The 16,444-nt window shown below is 71.9% G+C and carries 13 protein-coding genes and 1 pseudogene; 8 read left to right on the top strand and 6 right to left on the bottom strand.

Annotated elements, in window-relative coordinates; genetic code table 11:
* Positions 1 to 193: 193 nt before the first annotated feature.
* Positions 194 to 919: an SIR2 family NAD-dependent protein deacylase gene (locus GPA10_RS12805; RefSeq protein ID WP_157165635.1), complete on the top strand. Its 726-nt coding sequence runs from the start codon at positions 194 to 196 to the stop codon at positions 917 to 919.
* A 65-nt stretch (positions 920 to 984) separates the two neighbouring features.
* Complete coding sequence (locus tag GPA10_RS12810; RefSeq protein WP_058847921.1) at positions 985 to 1,173, top strand: DUF4236 domain-containing protein; 189 nt, start codon at positions 985 to 987, stop codon at positions 1,171 to 1,173.
* A 16-nt stretch (positions 1,174 to 1,189) separates the two neighbouring features.
* Here the strand turns inward: GPA10_RS12810 and GPA10_RS12815 are convergent, their stop codons facing one another.
* Positions 1,190 to 2,716, bottom strand: coding sequence for a cellulase family glycosylhydrolase (locus tag GPA10_RS12815; protein WP_246259055.1), 1,527 nt, complete (start codon positions 2,714 to 2,716; stop codon positions 1,190 to 1,192).
* Positions 2,717 to 2,762: 46 nt separating this feature from the next.
* Positions 2,763 to 3,344, bottom strand: a complete 582-nt coding sequence (locus tag GPA10_RS44025; protein ID WP_425505731.1) for an acyltransferase domain-containing protein — start codon at positions 3,342 to 3,344, stop codon at positions 2,763 to 2,765.
* Between GPA10_RS44025 and GPA10_RS12825 the strand changes: the two genes are divergently transcribed.
* The 3 genes from GPA10_RS12825 to GPA10_RS12835 all read left to right on the top strand — a co-directional run bounded on the left by GPA10_RS12825 (position 3,307) and on the right by GPA10_RS12835 (position 6,732).
* Positions 3,307 to 3,885, top strand: coding sequence for a putative immunity protein (locus GPA10_RS12825; RefSeq protein WP_343040738.1), 579 nt, complete (start codon positions 3,307 to 3,309; stop codon positions 3,883 to 3,885). The two genes, GPA10_RS44025 and GPA10_RS12825, sit on opposite strands and share 38 nt — an antisense overlap.
* Before the next feature lie 208 nt (positions 3,886 to 4,093).
* Positions 4,094 to 6,193 carry a hypothetical protein gene (locus tag GPA10_RS12830; protein WP_157165637.1) on the top strand — a complete coding sequence of 700 codons (2,100 nt, stop codon included), beginning with the start codon at positions 4,094 to 4,096 and terminating at the stop codon, positions 6,191 to 6,193.
* Positions 6,194 to 6,306: 113 nt separating this feature from the next.
* A complete protein-coding gene (locus tag GPA10_RS12835; protein ID WP_157165638.1) occupies positions 6,307 to 6,732 on the top strand; it encodes a hypothetical protein in 426 nt (141 codons plus the stop codon).
* A gap of 144 nt (positions 6,733 to 6,876) precedes the next feature.
* Here GPA10_RS12835 and GPA10_RS12840 read toward each other — a convergent pair whose 3' ends face one another.
* From GPA10_RS12840 to GPA10_RS12855, 4 genes and pseudogenes are all read right to left on the bottom strand, one after another.
* Positions 6,877 to 7,344, bottom strand: a complete 468-nt coding sequence (locus GPA10_RS12840; protein ID WP_157165639.1) for an NUDIX hydrolase — start codon at positions 7,342 to 7,344, stop codon at positions 6,877 to 6,879.
* 136 nt (positions 7,345 to 7,480) lie between these two features.
* Positions 7,481 to 7,807, bottom strand: a pseudogene (locus GPA10_RS12845) (3-keto-disaccharide hydrolase); the annotation flags it as partial.
* Between the two features lie 387 nt (positions 7,808 to 8,194).
* Complete coding sequence (locus tag GPA10_RS12850; protein ID WP_246259076.1) at positions 8,195 to 9,577, bottom strand: alpha/beta hydrolase; 1,383 nt, start codon at positions 9,575 to 9,577, stop codon at positions 8,195 to 8,197.
* Between the two features lie 291 nt (positions 9,578 to 9,868).
* Positions 9,869 to 11,281 carry an SRPBCC family protein gene (locus GPA10_RS12855; protein ID WP_246259056.1) on the bottom strand — a complete coding sequence of 471 codons (1,413 nt, stop codon included), beginning with the start codon at positions 11,279 to 11,281 and terminating at the stop codon, positions 9,869 to 9,871.
* A 356-nt stretch (positions 11,282 to 11,637) separates the two neighbouring features.
* Between GPA10_RS12855 and GPA10_RS12860 the strand changes: the two genes are divergently transcribed.
* From GPA10_RS12860 to GPA10_RS12870, 3 genes are all read left to right on the top strand, one after another.
* Positions 11,638 to 13,149 carry a glycoside hydrolase family 3 protein gene (locus GPA10_RS12860; protein ID WP_157165641.1) on the top strand — a complete coding sequence of 504 codons (1,512 nt, stop codon included), beginning with the start codon at positions 11,638 to 11,640 and terminating at the stop codon, positions 13,147 to 13,149.
* A gap of 936 nt (positions 13,150 to 14,085) precedes the next feature.
* The gene (locus GPA10_RS12865) at positions 14,086 to 15,108 is read left to right on the top strand and encodes a phytanoyl-CoA dioxygenase family protein (protein ID WP_157165642.1); all 1,023 of its coding nucleotides are present in this window, start codon (positions 14,086 to 14,088) and stop codon (positions 15,106 to 15,108) included.
* Positions 15,109 to 15,128: 20 nt separating this feature from the next.
* On the top strand, positions 15,129 to 16,439 hold the full coding sequence (locus GPA10_RS12870; protein WP_157165643.1) for a DUF6271 family protein: 1,311 nt from the start codon (positions 15,129 to 15,131) through the stop codon (positions 16,437 to 16,439).
* The last annotated feature ends 5 nt before the right edge of the window (positions 16,440 to 16,444 follow it).

The raw sequence follows: 16,444 nt of genomic DNA on the forward strand, positions 1-16,444 counted from the left end.
CCTTGCCGCAAGCCCCCCGGTGCGCTATAAGTTAAGAGTGGCAAGGAGCGCGTGCTCTCCTTGCCTCTTCTTGTGTCCGGGTTCTCGTGCCGCCTTCTCTTGCGTACGGGCTCTTGTGTACGGGTCCCTGTGGTTCTTGTGTACGCGTTCCTGTGTACGGGCCGAGTGGGCCTCACGTTCTAGGCTCAACGGCATGAACAGGCCACTGATAGCCCTCCTGAGCGGGGCGGGCATCTCCACCGACTCCGGGATCCCGGACTACCGCGGCCCGAACGGGCTGTGGCGGCGCGATCCCGAGGCCGAGAAGCTCGTGACGTACGACTACTACATGAGCGATCCGGAGATCCGCCGCAGATCCTGGCAGCTGCGGCGCGAGAACGAGACACTGCGGGCCCGCCCCAACGCGGCGCACGAGGCCGTGGCCGCCCTGGAGCGCTCCGGTGCGCCGGTGCGGGTCCTCACGCAGAACGTCGACGGCCTGCACCAGCTCGCCGGGATGCCGGAGCGCAAGGTCCTGGAGCTGCACGGCACCGCGCGTTCGGTGGTGTGCACCGGCTGCGGGGCGCGCGGACCGATGGCGGACGCCCTCGCCCGCGTCGAGGCGGGCGAGACGGATCCGCCGTGTCTGGCCTGCGGCGGCATCCTCAAGTCGGCAACGGTGATGTTCGGCGAGCACCTGGACCCGGAGGTCATCGGTGCGGCCGCCGCGATCGCCGAGGCCTGTCAGGTGTTCGTCGCGGTCGGTACGACCCTCCAGGTCCATCCCGCCGCCGGCCTGGCGGGCCTCGCCGCCGACCACGGCGCACGCCTCATCATCGTCAACGCCGAGGCGACGCCGTACGACGACCGGGCCGACGAGATCGTGCGCGAGCCGATCGGGACGGCGCTGCCCGCTCTCCTCGCGAGGCTGTCGGGTTAGGGCGCGCGCACCCGGGAAAGTTCGCAGCACATGTGCGGGAGCACGAGGGACGCGAGGAGTCCGCGATGCCGATCCATTACCGCAAGTCGTTCCGGATCCTGCCCGGGGTCAGGCTCAACATCAACGGCCGGTCTTGGTCGATCACGCTGGGCGGGAGGCACGGCCCCCGGCACACCGTCAGCTCCACAGGCCGGCGCACCTCGTCCATGGACCTGCCGGGGCCGTTCCGCTACCGCCGCAACCACCGGCGCTAGGGGAATCTCTGACGGGTCATCGGCACACGGTGGGCCCGTCGGGTCGTACCGTCACGCGCACCTCGGCGCCGCCGAACGCCCACACCGTCACCTGCCGCGCCCGTCCGGCGGGCACGTGCTCGGCGCCGGCCCCTGCCGTCCGGCCTGCGACGGTGATCCGCCAGCCGGTGGGGCTCGGCGGCAGGGACACCACGGTGGCGCCGGGAAGCGGCGTCGACCGGTAGGCGAGGCGGTACGTGCCGGTGTCCGGGGCGTACGTGTCGGAGCGCACGGTGCCCGCGACGGCGGGGGCGTACGGCGTGACGGTGCGTTCCTTGTTGGTGCGCAGTCGGCCCTCCCGGTCGAGGGCGCAGTAGCCGCCGCCGTAGCACCAGACGTACGCCGCCCACCCGGACGAGTACCGGGTGAAGGAGGCGAGGGCGTCGTCGTGGAACCTGCGCATGTTCGGCAGCCCGCTGTTCAGCGGGCCCCACTCGCCCACGACCACCGGGACCGACTGCGCGCGCGGGTAGGCGGTGACGGCTTTCTCGTACGCCTCGATCCAGCCGGCGGCCGGATCGTAGTCGGCACCCGCCTCCATCGCGGTGTTGTAGAAGTGCGGCGCGTACACGACGCGTTCGTCGGCCACCCGGCCGAGGCCGGTCGGCACGCCCTCGCCGACGATCGGGGTCGGCTCGACGAACAGCCAGTTGGTACGATCCTCGGCGCGGATCGCGGCGGCGAGGCGCCGGTACATCGGTGTGAGCTGGGTCGCCTCGATGCGGCGGGCCGCGGTCGCCAGGTCCTCGCCCTGCCGCAGCTCCCCCATCGGCTCGTTGATCAGGTCGTAGCCGAGGACCGCGGGGTGGCCGCCGAAGCGGTCGGCGAGCAGCCGCCACATGCGTGCCTGGGCGCGCCGCAGGTCCGCGTCTTCGTAAAGGTGGGTGAAGGCCCGCTGGACGGCGGGTTCGAAGTACTCGGCGAACCAGTCGCCGGGGTGCGACGTGAACGGGAGACCGTCGGTGCGTGTCGCCCACGCGGGGATCCCTCGATGGCCGAACGCGGGCCCGAAGACGTCCTGGTGGGCGTCGATGACGACGTGGACGCGGTGGGCCCGCGCCCAGTCGAGGATCCGCCGGATCTTGCGCAGGTATGCCTCGCTGTACTGCCCGCGCCGGGGCTCCAGATCGTCCCAGAAGATCAGCAGGCGGGCGAAGTTGAAGCCGTGGGCCCGCAGGTCGGCGAAGTGCCGCTCGGTGATCGCGCTCAGCGCGTCGGGGCCGTGGTGCGTCTTGTCCTCGACGTTCCAGCCGCGCAGGGTGAGGGCGCGGCCCCGGTCGTCGGTGAGACGGGGGATGCCGCCCGGGGCGCCGGGTCCGGTCGTTCTGCTTTCCGGGGTTCCGTCCTTGGGGGTTCCGGTCCTGGGGGATCCGTCCCTGGGGGTTTTGTCGCTGACGGTTCCGTCCCTGGGGGACGCCGGGGCGATGCCGCCGCCGAGCAGGGCGGTGACGAGGAGCGCCGTCACGGTGGCGAGGCTCAGGCGGTGCGTACGGCGCTTGCCCATGACGGACCTCCGGCGTTCGTCGGACGGCGTTCTCGTCGCGTGGGTATCAGGTATCCGTTGCAGGTACCAGTGAGCCGTCAGGGGCAGTTGCGTCACGCCCCTCGTGGTCCTCCAGGACCTCGCCCGGCACCCCTGGAACACAGCGGGCCGGGCGTACGCAGAGGGTGGGGGTGCTCAGGGCGGTCCAGGCGGCTTCCGCCGTGGAGTACACCGGTAGGCGCGCGGGCCGCGGAGACAGCCCCGCCAGTTCCTGTTCGAGGCGTCCGACGATCCGGTCCACCTGGGCCGAATGGAAGGCGCAGTCCACCGGGATCCGTCGTACCCGCATCCCCTCCGTCCCACAGGTCACCACCAGTCCGTCCAGCACCGCCGGTTCACCCGACACCGATGCATCGCCCGGACGGGCGCTCGGTTCCAGGCATCGCTCCTGCAACTTTGACAGAGCCCACTCGCAGTCAACTCGTACGTCAGCAGGGCCTCCGTACGTCCTGGGCGGCCCAGCCCCGCGGTAGCTTCGGGCCGTGCCGACCGGACCGAAGAAGCCAGAGAAGCCAGAGAAGCCACAGAAACCAAGGACGCAAGAGACGCCTGTGCAGGCAGAGGTGTTTGACAAAGCGGTGTCCGACAAGATCGAGCTCAGCGAAGAGGAACTGCGTGAGATCGCGGGCTTTGCCGCGCGGTGTGCGAGCAGAGTGCTGTCGATCTTCGAGCAGAGCCTCCCCGCCGACACCCGGCCCCGTGACGCCATCGACGCCGCTCACGCCTTCGCCGCGGGCGAGCGGCGCACGGGCGCCCTGCGGCAGAGCGCATGGGCCGCGTACCGCGCGGCCGGCGACGCCGCCGCACCGGAGCGCGTCGCCGAGCCCGCCGCCGCCGACGCGGCACGGGCCGCGAGCCACGCGGCAGCCGCCGCCTATCTTCACCCCAGAGCCAGCCCCCATCAGGTGAAACACATCCTCGGTGCACCGGCACACGCGGCGCGGGCCGAAGAGTTGCAATCGAAAGGCGGCGTGCAGGAACGGCGCGGGTCCTCCGACACGTTGGAGTGGGCGCGCCTACACGCTCCACCCGCCGTCGGCGCCGTACTCGGCAGACTGCCCGCCGCACCGGCAGGCGGAGGGCGCGTGGGTGAGCTGATCCGCGAACTGGACGCCGCTCTTCGCGAATAGACAGCTATAGACAGCCATAGAAGGCCGTAGACAGCCATAGAAGGCCACTTCCGCATCACCAGACGGCGCACTCCGCCAGCCGAATGCGCCTTGTGCGCCCTTTCACTGCCATCGCCCTGCCGTGCCTTGCGGAGCGCCTCCTGGGGTGCCGCTCCGGCTGCTAGCTTCACGAACTCAGCGGCGTGACGCATCGGGGGAGGCGGCGTTGATGACCGACGACACACCTGGCTCACACGTGCGGCCCCCGGACTCCGCTCCGTTCCGGCCGGCGGACACCGCTGCCGACGTCGCCGAACATCTGGCGGCGGCGATCGGCACGGAGGCGTGGTCGGTCGCCCATGCGGGAGCGGCCGCCCTGCTCGATCCGGGAGACGGCTCGGCGGTCGAGCGGATCCGGGCGTGGGCCGCGGAGGCCCAGCGTCGCGATGCCACCGGGCAGGACGAGTTCCTCCTTGACTCCGTTCCCTACGTGCAGCAGGAGTTGGCCTCCGCACTCGCCGCGCATCCGCAACAGGATTCGCAGGCACGGCAGTTGACGAACACCGTGCACGATCTGCTGACGACGGCGGACACGACAGGTCTGACGGGTACGGCCGATACGACGGGTACGCAGAGTACGACGGGAACGACGGGTACGCAGAGCACGAAGGGAACGACGGGTACGGCATCCGCGCAGATCGCGACCGCTGACGGGCATGGCACAGTCAACGCCGTACAGCACGGCAACATCTACCACCAAGTGGTCCTCGGCCACACCGAGCGGCCGCGCCGGATGAGCCGAGGCGCCGCGGGCGCGGTGGTCGGTGTCGCGGGTGCGGGTGCCGCAGTCGCCGGGACGGTGGCCGCCCCGCACCTCGCGGGCGCGGGGGACGACGCGGCAGCGGCAGATCTTCCGCAGGGGCCGCTGGCCGATCCCGCCGCCCCGGTCACCGCGCCCGGCCCGCCGCCCGCCGCTCCTCCTCCCCCGCCCGTGCCGCCCTCCGTTGGCGCCGGGGGGCCCGTGTCCGGTGGCGCGGCCGTCACCAAGACCACGACTGTCATCAGCAAGGCGGCGGGGGCGATGGGCGCGGGAGGCGCCGGTGTCGGCATGCCCGCCGTGATCACCATGGTCACCGTCGTGGCCGTCGCCGTCACCTCCGTGACCGTCGTCGTGTCCCGGACCGGCGAGCGCGCGTCGTGCGGATCCGCCGTCGACGGCCGTTCGGCCACCGCCGCGCTCGCGGAGGCCGCCCGCAGGACAGGGAACACGAGCTACCGCTTCACCGTTCACCGGGGTACGCACCGCGTCATGGGGGCGGCCGACCCGAGGTCCCGCTCCGCGTGGTTCACCCAACAGGTGGGCGACGGCCCTTCCGTGGCGGGGACCATCGCGCGGGGCAAGGTCATCCTGCCCAAGGGCACCGCCGTCCCCGCGGGGGCCGACAGGGGCCTGGTGCGGTCCGACGGCGCCTTCACCGACGCGGTCGACCCCACCGCCGCCGCACGGCTGCTGCGGTCGGTGATCACCGCTGAGCGCGACGGGTGCGACTTCGAGGGAACGCTGCGGCCCGCGGCGCCGCCGTCCGCGCCCTCAGCATCGAACCGTGGCGAGACGGTCGCCGATGCCGAGCCCAACGCGTGGCGACCGCAGCACGCCCCCGGCGCTCGGTCGAAGGCGCTGCGGGCCGATCCCGCGACCACTCGGAACGCGCTACGGGCCCCGTCCTGGAACGCTCTTCGCGCCGCCCCCTCCGCCCCCTCCGCCTCCCCCTCTCCTTCACCCTCGCTCTCGACCCGCCCCTCCCGTCCCTCCCGTCCGTCCGGCTCTGCCACCGCCTTCACCGCGCGGATCGACAAACGCGGGCGCCTCGTACGGCTCGACGTCGACGCGGTGTCCCAGCCGGGCGGTGCCGCCGCCGTGTCCGCCCGCTATTCGCACTTCGGACTCGCCGTCACCCCGTCCGTACCACCCACGCCTTCTGCCGGCGGGGGTTCCTCCGCACCAGCCTCCGACTCCGCCGTACAACTCGACGGGCGCTGGGCGGGCAACTGGTCCGTGATCGTGGTGAACGGCACATTCGACGCGAGCCTCAAAGAGGACGGCGGCCGCATAACCGGTGACCTCACCGTCAGCGGCATCGAAGGCTGCGACCTGAACGGAGCGCTCACCGGAACGCTCAACGGCGACCGGATCACCTTCGGCTCCGCGGGTGGCACGACGGCGATCACCTTCAGCGGCACCGTCAGCGGCGACTCCATGAAGGGTGAGTTCTCCACGGCCTGCCAGGGAGGCGCGAAGGGGGGGTGGGCTGCCAAACGCGTTCCCTGAACCCAACGCCGCACGCCGCACGACACACAGCACACAGCACACAGCACACAGCACACGAGACACGTCACACATACGGAACACATGCAACACCTACATGTGAGGAGGCGGACCACTTGACTCCCGAATGGCTGGCCACCCTGGCCGCCGCGGGCGCCGCCGGGCTCGTCGGCGCGGCGGCGGACGACGCCTGGCAGAGCACCCGCGACCGCTTCGTGCGGGTCCTCGGGCGAGGCGACCCCGAGCAGAGCCGGACAGCCGGGCGACGCCTCGACGCGCTGCGGGCCGTCGCACGGCGGCCCGGCGGTGAAGCCGAGTTGGCGCGGGCCCGCGGCACCTGGCACGTGCGGCTCCAGGACTTCCTGGAAGAGCACCCGGACGCGGCAGCGGAGCTCCAGGCGGCGATCGCCGCCTTCCCGCCGCCCGCGCCCGCGGCGTCGACCACATACCACCAGACCGGCACGGCCGACGGGCACGGGCGGGTGTTCATGAATCAGCACGGCGATCTGTCGGTGCGGGACACCCGGGACGGGCACGGCTGAGGCCGACGCAGGCGAACCGCACCCGAGCCCGCACCCACCCACATCCGCAGCCTCACCCGGCCCCGCAGCCTCACCCGGCCCCGCAGCCTCACCCGGACCCGCAGCCCCACCCTGGCCCGCACCTCGGCACCCACCCGCTCCCGCTCAAGCGGAAAAGTGCGCGGCCAGTCTCTCCAGGAAGACCCGCTGGGCCGCCACGAGCTTCTCGGCGGCCCGGTCGACGGTCAGCCAGGCCACCCGGTCGAGTTCGGGAAACTCCCGCACACGGCCCGACCCGCGCGGCCACTCCATCTGGAAGGTGCCGGGCACGACCCTCTCCGGGTCGAGGTCGGCCTCGACGGCCCAGACCGCCACCGTCTTGCCGCCCGCCTGCCGTACGTCGCCCAACGACACATAGGGCCCGGCAGGGGCCGGCAGGCCGAGTTCCTCCTCGAACTCCCGCACCGCGGCGGCCAGCGGTTCCTCCTCGTCGCCGTGCTCGCCCTTGGGGATCGACCAGGCCGCGTGGTCGCGGCGGGCCCAGAACGGTCCGCCCATGTGGCCGACGAGCACCTCGGCCGCCGGGCCGGGGTCGCGGAAGAGGAGCAGTCCGGCGCTGCGGCGGCCGGTCATGACAGGGAGCGACGAGAGGGCTGCATGCCGTCGGACCCTACGCCCCGGGCGGCGCGGGAGGGCGGGACGCGCACGCGACGGCGCGTCCCGCCCGGCCCCTGCCACAGGCTTGCCCGGTCCACCAGGGCAGGTGGGCCTACAAGGGCTGGACCGAGATGTTCCGGTAGCGCACCGCGTTGCGGTGGTCCTGAAGCCGGACGGCGCCCGCCGCCGGACTCTCCGCGTCGCCCGCCCCCGTCGGCCCGTCGATCGCCACGTCGTCGTGGACCTTGACGCCGTTCCACACCACCGTGACACGGGCGTCCTGCGTCTTCGTGCCGCCGTCGTCGAAGCGGGCGGCGCGGAAGGTGATGTCGTACGTCTGCCAGGTCTCGGGTGGTTTGGCGGCGTTCTTGTCGGGGGCCTTCTTCGTGTAGATCGCGCCGGCTTCGTTGTCGGCGGGAGACGTGTCGTCGTACGAGTCCCTTCAGCGGCTGCTGCACGTCGTAGATGCGCTGGGTCACGCCGGGCTCCTGGGGCGGGAGTTCGACGAAGGGGCTCGGCTCCTCCTCGGCGCCCGCCGGGGCCGCCCAGGCGGCCCCGGCGAGGAAGGAGGCGACGAGGAGCAAGCCCAGACGGGCGCGGAATCTTCGGTGTCGGTACGGCCGTGCGCTCATTGCTGCTCCCGGCAGGTGACGAGGCGGAAGAACCTGGCGTGGCGCGTGCGGGTGACTTGGGGCGGGACGCTAGCCAGCTTTCGTCGTAGCGGGAACCCCTTGCGCGACAAGGAACACGACTTTTTCTCGCATCAGGACAAAGAGCGCTCGCGCGGGCAGCGGGTACGCGGGCCCCCGCGCACCCGGAGGTCGCGTCAGGGGGCGATACCCACCCCTGGGACGTGCCGCCACGCCCTCTCCGGCGCAGCCGTCATCGCGGGCCATATGTGACCGCCCGGCCGGGGGCGCACCCGTGTCGCGTACTCCTTCGGTACGAAGCGGGCGTCGTAGAAGCAGCCCGTGCGGTACGTGGCGTCGAAGGCGGGGCAGGACGCGGCGACGGAGGCCGGAGTGGGCTTCCTGCCCGTGCGCACCCAGGTGTCGAGGGCGGCCAGGGAGTTGGCGTACTCTGCCGCGCTCAGCCCGCTGTGCTCGTTCTCCCGTGTGAACGTCTGCACCAGATTCCGGTCCCGGCCCGCGCCGCGCAGCGTGGCGCGGTAGGCCGCCTCGTGCTCGACGAACGCGGTCGGGTCGTCGATGGCGTGCAGGGTGAGCACGGGGACCGGCACCTTGCCGGTGAGATCGCTGTCGTACGACAGGTCACGGGCCGCGGCGGGGTCGGCGGCGAACCGTGCGACGCCCGCGTTCAGGGCCTTGTCGTCGTGGGAGCCGGTGTAGCGCACGCCGCGGTTGCCGAAGGGGTTGCGGCCGTCGAGGCGTGCGTGGACGAGGTCGCGGAAGGTGAACGTCGCGAACCGCAGATGGGACTGCAGGGCGCGTTCCGGGATGCGGGTGACGGCGAGGATGTCGTCGAGGTTGCGCTGCTGGCGGGCGGTGCGGGCGGCGGGCGGGGACGCTGTGCCTGTGCACTCCTGCAGTCGGGCGTCGAGGTCGGCGCCGGTCATCGTCGAGCCCTGCGGCAGCCCGCTCCACAGGGGGTAGGCGGGCTCGGCGGGGCGGGGGTGGTTGCGGCAGTAGTACTGGTACACCACGCGCAGGTCCACGCGGTAGTCGTAGCCGCGTGAGCCGCCGCCGAGCACACCGTTGGTGAGGAGCACTCCGTCGTACGCCCCCTTGCCGCCCGAGCCGTAGGTCTCGGCGGCCTTGGCGGCCACGTTCCCGCCCCAGGACTGGCCGTGCAGGTAGGTCCGCGCGGGGGTGCGGAAGGCGCGTGTGAACAGCTTGCGCAGGTTCTCGGTGTCCTGCGCGGCCATGCGGGTGCCGTAGCCGCCGCGTCGGTACGAGGAACCCGCCCAGGCGTACCCCTGGTCCACCATCACCGCCCAGCGGCCGAGGTCCTCGGTGCTGCGCTCGGGGTCGGAGTGCGCGCCGAGGTCGGGGCCGCCGTGGGCGTGCAGGACGAGCGAGCCGTTCCAGTTCTCGGGCACGGCTATGGCGTAGTGGGCGCCCTTGTCGTCGCGGCCGGTGTAGCAGTCGGCTGCGGCGGTCACGGCTTTCGGGCAGTCCGCCGGACGCGGGCCTTGTGCGCCGGCGGGCGCGGCCGACGCGGGGGCCGCCAGGCCCGCCGCGACGGCCATGACGAGGCCACCGATGCGGGCGGCGGATCGGCCGCGACCTCCGAAGATGCCTGCGCGGAGGCGTGGTCGCCGTGCACTCAGCCAGTCGCCCATGTGTGTTCCTTCCCCGGGCTCTCCGGAATCTCCGGAATCCTCGCGCTCCCCGCACTCCCCGCACTCCCCGGATTTTCCGGACGCGGTCCTCGCGCGGAGGGCTCGATGCTAGGCAGCACGGAAGCGACATTCGACAGTTGCGCGATTGCGTTCATATTGATCAGGGCGGCACTGTCTCTTCGACGTGCCGCGCGCTGCTCAGGGCGCCACCCCGGCCTCCCCCGTCAGGCGCTCCGCCAGATACCGCTGGAACTGCCACAGCGGTCGCTCCAGGTGGGAGAAGCGGCCGCCCGAGGGGGCGGGGTCAGTGGCGAGGCCGCGCTGGACGCCGCGGATCGCCACCAGGTCCTCCGTCTGGATAACCTTGAACTGCTTCTTGGAGGCCGCCACGTACCCGTCGAAGTCGTGCTTGCGCCTGGCCTCGGCCGGGACGAGGACCGTGACGAGCGCGTCGTGCGTGACCGGCCCCGTCGGCACCCAGCGCACAAAGGTCACGCTGTCGGGCAGCAGCGCGAGGACCATGTTCGGGAACACGCCCGCGACGGTCATCCCGGAGAGCTGCCGCATCCCGAGACCAGGGATGAGCGTGCCCGCCAGGTCCGCGCCGTCCGGTCCCCGCGGGGGCTCCATGTCGGGGACGAAGGGGGTGTACATGCTGAACCCGCGCCCCTCGCACTCGTCCACGACGGTGTCCTTGCCGGGCAGGATCCGTTCGAGGGTGTCCGCGTGCGAACCCATGTGGTGGTAGTTCTCCGAGCCGTTCTCGAACGCCACTTTCCAGTTCGCCGGGACGCCGTCCCAGCGCTCGGTGTACGCGACGACGAGATCCGCGATGCCGTAGGGCGCGAGGGTGGCGTCGAGGTCGGCGAGCTGCGGGCCGAGCGGCGGCGCGTCGGGGTCGGCGCTCACCATGAGCAGGCCCTGCCACACCTCCAGACGGTGTTGGGGCAGTCTGCAGGCGGTGCGGTCGAACTCGACCTTGTTCATCAGGGGCGCGCCCGCGAGACGGCCCGCGAACTCGCCGTTCAGGCGGTAGGTCCAGGTGTGGTAGGGGCAGGTCAGGCGCTTGAGCGAGCCCTGGTCGGGGGTCGTCTCCGGCGGCAGGACGTCCATGAAGCGGTGCCTGCACACCCGGGACAGGGCGTGCAGGCCGCCGTCCTCGTCGCGCGTGATCACCAGCGGGGTGCCGAGGACGTCCGTGCGCAGATAGTCGCCCGGCCGTGCGACCTGGTCGACGTGGCCGACGCACACCCAGTCGCTGCCGAAGACGCGGTCCATTTCCAGCCGGTGGAAGTCCTCGCTGGTGTAGGCGCGGGCCGGGAGCGTCTCGCCGAGTTCCAGGGGCAGCGCGGCGAGCCGGGTCAGTTCGCCGAGCAAGGGGGCGAGCCCGTCGCGCGAGGGAGGGAGGTCGTCGCGCGCGGGAGCGAGACCGCCGTCCGAGGGAGGGAGGTCGTCGCGCGCGGGAGCGAGACCGCCGTTCGCGGGAGGGAGGTCGTCGCGCGCGGGAGGGGACCCGCCGTGCGAGGGAGGGAACCCCTCGCGCAGGGGGGAGAGCCCATCGCGCAGGTGAGAGAGTCCGTCGCGCAGGGGAGGGATTCCGTCGTGCAGCATGGTGCCACCGCCTTCAGTCCGGTAGTCCGGGATCTCCTTCCATGCTCCGGCCCGGTCCGCGGACGAGGATCGACAGACTGGACGACATTCGGGTACATCCTTCGGCTTAGTCGGCAATCCGGATGGATGACGCGGTCCTCCGTCACCACGCCCCAGACTGGAGAGCGATACCGGCCAGACTCCCCCGCCGATCACGCCAAACACCCCTCACGTGCAGCACATTTGACCGCACATCCCCCTACAACGACTCCTTGACACCACTGATTGGTATAGGCCAATATCCGGCTCGTTCCCACCGCTATCGCCGCGGCCGGCCGGGCCGCCGGTCCCGCACCCCGTTCACCCGGAGGTCCCTCATGGCAAGCGACAGCCACCCGCGTCTGACCCGGCTGGCCAACTCCGTGCTCCAACCGGGGTTCGTGGGCACCACCGCGCCGGACTGGGTGCGCCGCCGCATCGCCGACGGGCTCGCCTCCGTCGTGCTCTTCGGGCGCAACATCGAGAGCGCCGAGCAGGTCGCCGCCCTCACCGCGTCCCTGCGCGCCGAGAACCCCGACCTGATCGTCGCCATCGACGAGGAGGCCGGTGACGTCACCCGCATCGGCGCCCGCACCGGCGCCTCCTGGCCCGGCAACCTCGCGCTCGGCGCCATCGACGACACCGACCTCACCGAGCAGGTCGCCCGCGACATCGGCCACCAACTGCGGGCGATCGGCGTGTCGTTGGACTTCGCGCCCAGCGCCGACGTGAACTCCAACGCGATGAACCCGGTCATCGGGGTCCGCTCCTTCGGCGCGCTCACCGATGTCGTCGCCCGCCACACCGCCGCCTGGATCCGCGGTCTGCAGTCGGCCGGGGTGGCCGCCTGCGCCAAGCACTTCCCCGGCCACGGCGACACCGATGTCGACTCCCACCACGGCCTGCCGCGGTTCACCGCCGACGCCGAGGAGATCGTCCGCACCGCCCTGCCGCCGTTCACGTCCGCAATGGACGCGGGCGTCCGCGCCGTCATGACCGCGCACATGCTGGTGCCCGCGTACGACGAGGAGCTGCCCGCCACCCTCAGCGGCCCGGTCATCAACGGCCTGCTGCGCGAGCGGCTCGGCTTCACCGGCCTCGTCGTCACCGACGGCATCGAGATGAGCGCCGTGAGCGGTCCGTACGGCATCGGCGGCGCGACCGTGCGCGCGGTCACCGCCGGCGTGGACGCCGTGTGCGTCGGCGGCGAGAGCGCCGAGGAGTCCACGACCGTCGACCTCGCCGACGCCCTCGTGCGCGCGGTGCTCGACGGGACGCTGCCCGAGGAGCGGCTCACCGAGGCCGCGGCCCGCGTGGGCGAGTTCGCCACCTGGTCGGCGGCCCTGACCCGGGCGGCCGAGCCCGACGCCAAGCCGTCCGACATCGGCCTGGTCGCGGCCCGCCGCGCCGTCCGCGTGCACCGCAGCGGCACGGGCACCGAGCTGCCGCTCACGGCCGACCCGCACGTCGTCGAACTCTCCCCCACCATGAGCCTCGCCGTGGACGGCGCCACCCCGTGGGGCGTCGGCGAGCCCCTGCGCGCCCTGCGCCCCGGTACGACGTCCGTACGCCTCTCCGAGGCCCAGCTGAGCAGCGAGGAGGGCCTCCTCGACCGGCTCGCGCTCGCCCCTGCGACCGGCCGGGACCTGGTCGTCGTCGTCCGTGACGCGGCCCGGCACCCCTGGATGTCCGAGGCCCTCGCCGGTCTGGTGCGCCGCCGCCCCGACGCGCTGGTGGTCGAGATGGGCGTGCCCGCGGGCGAGCAGATCGGCGCGGTGCACCTGACGACGTACGGGGCCACGCGCGTCTCCGGCATCGCGGTCGCCGAGGTGCTCGTCGGCAGCGTCTGAGCGATCACGCCGCACTGCCGCCCCACCGCACCGCCGCCCCACCGCACCGCCGCACCGCCGCAGGGTGCGCACCGCTCGCCCCCCGCAGTGATGCGGCGCGGGCGACCGGCCACCCCCTGCGGCGAGTGCGGCGCGGGCGACCAGACCGCCCCGCGCTCGTCGCCCCGCACCCCCCGAAACCGGGCGACAACACACCGTGCCCATAGGTACATAAGCCCCAACACACCCTCATCGGGCGGGGGTTGACTTCAGCCTAGGTCTAGGCCATCTTGATGGAAAACCGCCCCTGGTCTAGTCCATTACGGGAGAGCAGCGCCGGAGTCAGGAACCGGCGCGGGCCCCCACCGGACGACGACCGGTCGGCACCGTGCGTCCACCGGAGCCCTCCGCCCCGGGAGCGGCGTCGAGCACCAGGTCGAGCACTAGGAGGTAGCACCACCGGCTCTGTCGACACCGAAACCCACGGCGTCCCGCGCCAGGAGCACCCCGGTGCCCCCGCGCCACCGGCACGACCGCGCCCCGTGGCCCGCGCGGGCCACGCCCCCGCACGCACGGAGACCCCGGATCCACCGGGGCACGTCGACATCCCGCGCCCCCGCGACCGGACAGCATCGTGCCGTCGCGGCGAGCGGCGCCCGGCCCCTTGACCGGCCCGGCGGGCAGTGCAGCCCCCGGACCGCGACGACGGCAGCGCTTCCGCCGTACTCGTCGCCGCCTCCCCGCGAGGCCTCCCCCCACGCGCCGAACCGCGGACCCGCGCCCTCCCCTGCCCTTTCGCACCGCTCCTGCCTTTCTCACCCTTCCTGCCTTTTCACTCTTCCTGCCTTTTCACCCTTCCCGGCTTCCCCTTAACACCCCCTTGACTGCTCCCTTTTCCCCCTTTCTCCTTTCTCCTTTCTCCTTTCTCCTTTCTCCTTTCTCCCCGGAGGATCCCGCATGTCCACCCACGAGTTCCTGCACCGCGCCGCCTCCGACCGGCCCTACTTCAGCTCAGACGGCGAGTCGTACCTCGCGCAGTTCCCGCTCAGGGAGATCGTGAAGTCCCGGCCCCTGCGCGTCCTGACGGAGGAGCAGTTCGCCTTCTGGCAGACCTACGGCTACGTGGTGGTGGAGGAGGCGATACCCGCCCCCGCCGCCCAGAGCCTGCTCGACTTCACCTGGGACTTCCAGGGACTCGACCGGTCCAGGCCCGACACCTGGTACGAGGAGCGGGAGTTCCGCACGGACCTGGACCGCGACCTGTACATCTACGGCTTCGTGGAGGCGTACCACCACCAGCTCATCTGGGACAGCCGGCAAACGCAGCGGGTCTATGACGCCTTCGTCGACGTATGGGACTGCGAAGAGCTGTGGGTGACCCTCGACCGGCTCAACCTCAACCCGCCGAACGTCAAGAACCGCGACCGCGCGCTGATCGCCCCCACCGAAGAGGGCTTCGACATCGAGCTGCACTGGGACGTCGACTCCACCCGCGAGGTGCTCCCGCAGCGCGTCCAGGGCATCATTGCGCTCCACGACACCCGCGCGGAGCTGGGCGGATTCCAGTGCTCGCCGGAACTCTTCCGCCAGTTCGACCGCTGGAAGCTGGACCAGCCCGAGGGCCGCGACCCCGTGCGCCCCAACACCGACCGGGCCGAATTCCCCGTAGTCCGACCCGAACTGAAGGCGGGCGACCTGCTGATCTGGAACGGCATGCTCGCCCACGGCGTCGCCCCGAACACCTCTGACAACGGTGTCCGCGCGGTGCAGTACCTCTCCATGATGCCCGCGCTCGAAGAGCACCAGGCGCTGCGCAAGTCCCGGATCGAGTCCTGGCGGCACCTGTCCACGCCCGACTGGAACGCCACGCTCGTCGGCGACGCCACCCGGCACGAGTCCCTGCGCTACGGCACGGCCGAGCTGAGCGACCTCGGCGAGAAACTCCTCGGCCTCAGCTCCTGGCACCCGGACAACGCCTAGTGGGGAAGCGGAGAACCGCCATGCGCAAGATCTGCCTGACCCTGCCCACCAACCGGGCCTGCGCCCCGATGGTCACAGCCCTGCTCCAGGAAGCCCAGTACGCGGTACGCACCTTCGCCGTCGAGGTGCACGTGCTGATCCTGGACTCCTCGGCGCCCGAGTCCTTCGCCGAGCACGCCCGCGCCGCTCGCGCCGCCGACGGCACGCCGCACCTCGTGGTCCACCACCTCGACGAGGACGCCCAGCGGACCTTCCTGCGGACCGTGATCCGCACGTCCGGCCTGCTCAAGCCGGACCTGCTGCTCGACCTGATGCTGCCCGACGCCGTGTCGTACGGAGCCTGCACCAATCGCGCCTTCCTCGTCGCCGCCGCTCTCGGCTGCGAGTCGGTGCACCGCAGGGACTCCGACAGCACCTACCAGGTCCTGGACGGGCAGCCCGTGTACCCCGTCCACCACGAGCTGATGTCGCTCGGCAAGCGCGCGGCCGACGCGGCTGACGGGGTCACCGGCAACACGCTCGACGCGCGGCACGCGGACAAGCCCGTGGCCCTCGTCGGCTCGTCGTTCATCGGCGAACTGTCCGTGGACATCGGCGAGATGTACGCCCTCGACCGCGACGCCTACCGCGAGGTCGTCGGCCTGTGGGCGCCGTTCGACTGGACCGACGAGCAGAAGCGCGCACTCGTCGACGAGTCCTTCCGCGGCGCCGGGCACGACCCGTTCACCGAGGACGAGGCGCTCCTCACCCTCGTCGACCCCATGCGCGTCGACATGTGCAACGTCAGCTTCCACCAGGTCCACGAGCGGGTGCCGTTGCCCCCGGCCACCGACACCATCGGCAGCGACTACTTCCTGCTGCACCTGGTGTACGACGCCACGCTTCCCGGCGTCGTACACAACCGCAACATCGTGAACTTCTACACGGGCGAGCGCAGGACCGACGCGGGCTTCGTCGCCTACCAGAACCGGTTCGTGAAGTTCTTCCTCTCCATGCTGTACCTGAACTTCGTCTACGGCGAGATGACGGCCGCGGGCCCCGCCCTGCTCGACGACGACCACCAGGTGCGGGCGGAGCGCGTCGCCGCCCTCGTCCGCGAGAGCACCCTCCTGGACACGGCGGAGAACACGGAGCGGCTGCGCGTCCTCGACCGCGCCTACCGGAAACTCGGCGGCAAGTACGCCGACTTCGCCGACGCCCTCACGCCGCGGCGCTCCCGGCTGCTCGACGAGGCGCGCCAGGACATGGAGGACTTCGCACTGCTCACCGAAGCCTGGGCGGCCCTCGTCGGGGCAGCGCGCACCACGCCCCTCAGCCGGCTGCACACGTAGCGGAA

Origin of the sequence: Streptomyces typhae (assembly GCF_009755605.1) — a bacterium.
In the GTDB taxonomy this organism is placed as follows: domain Bacteria; phylum Actinomycetota; class Actinomycetes; order Streptomycetales; family Streptomycetaceae; genus Streptomyces; species Streptomyces typhae.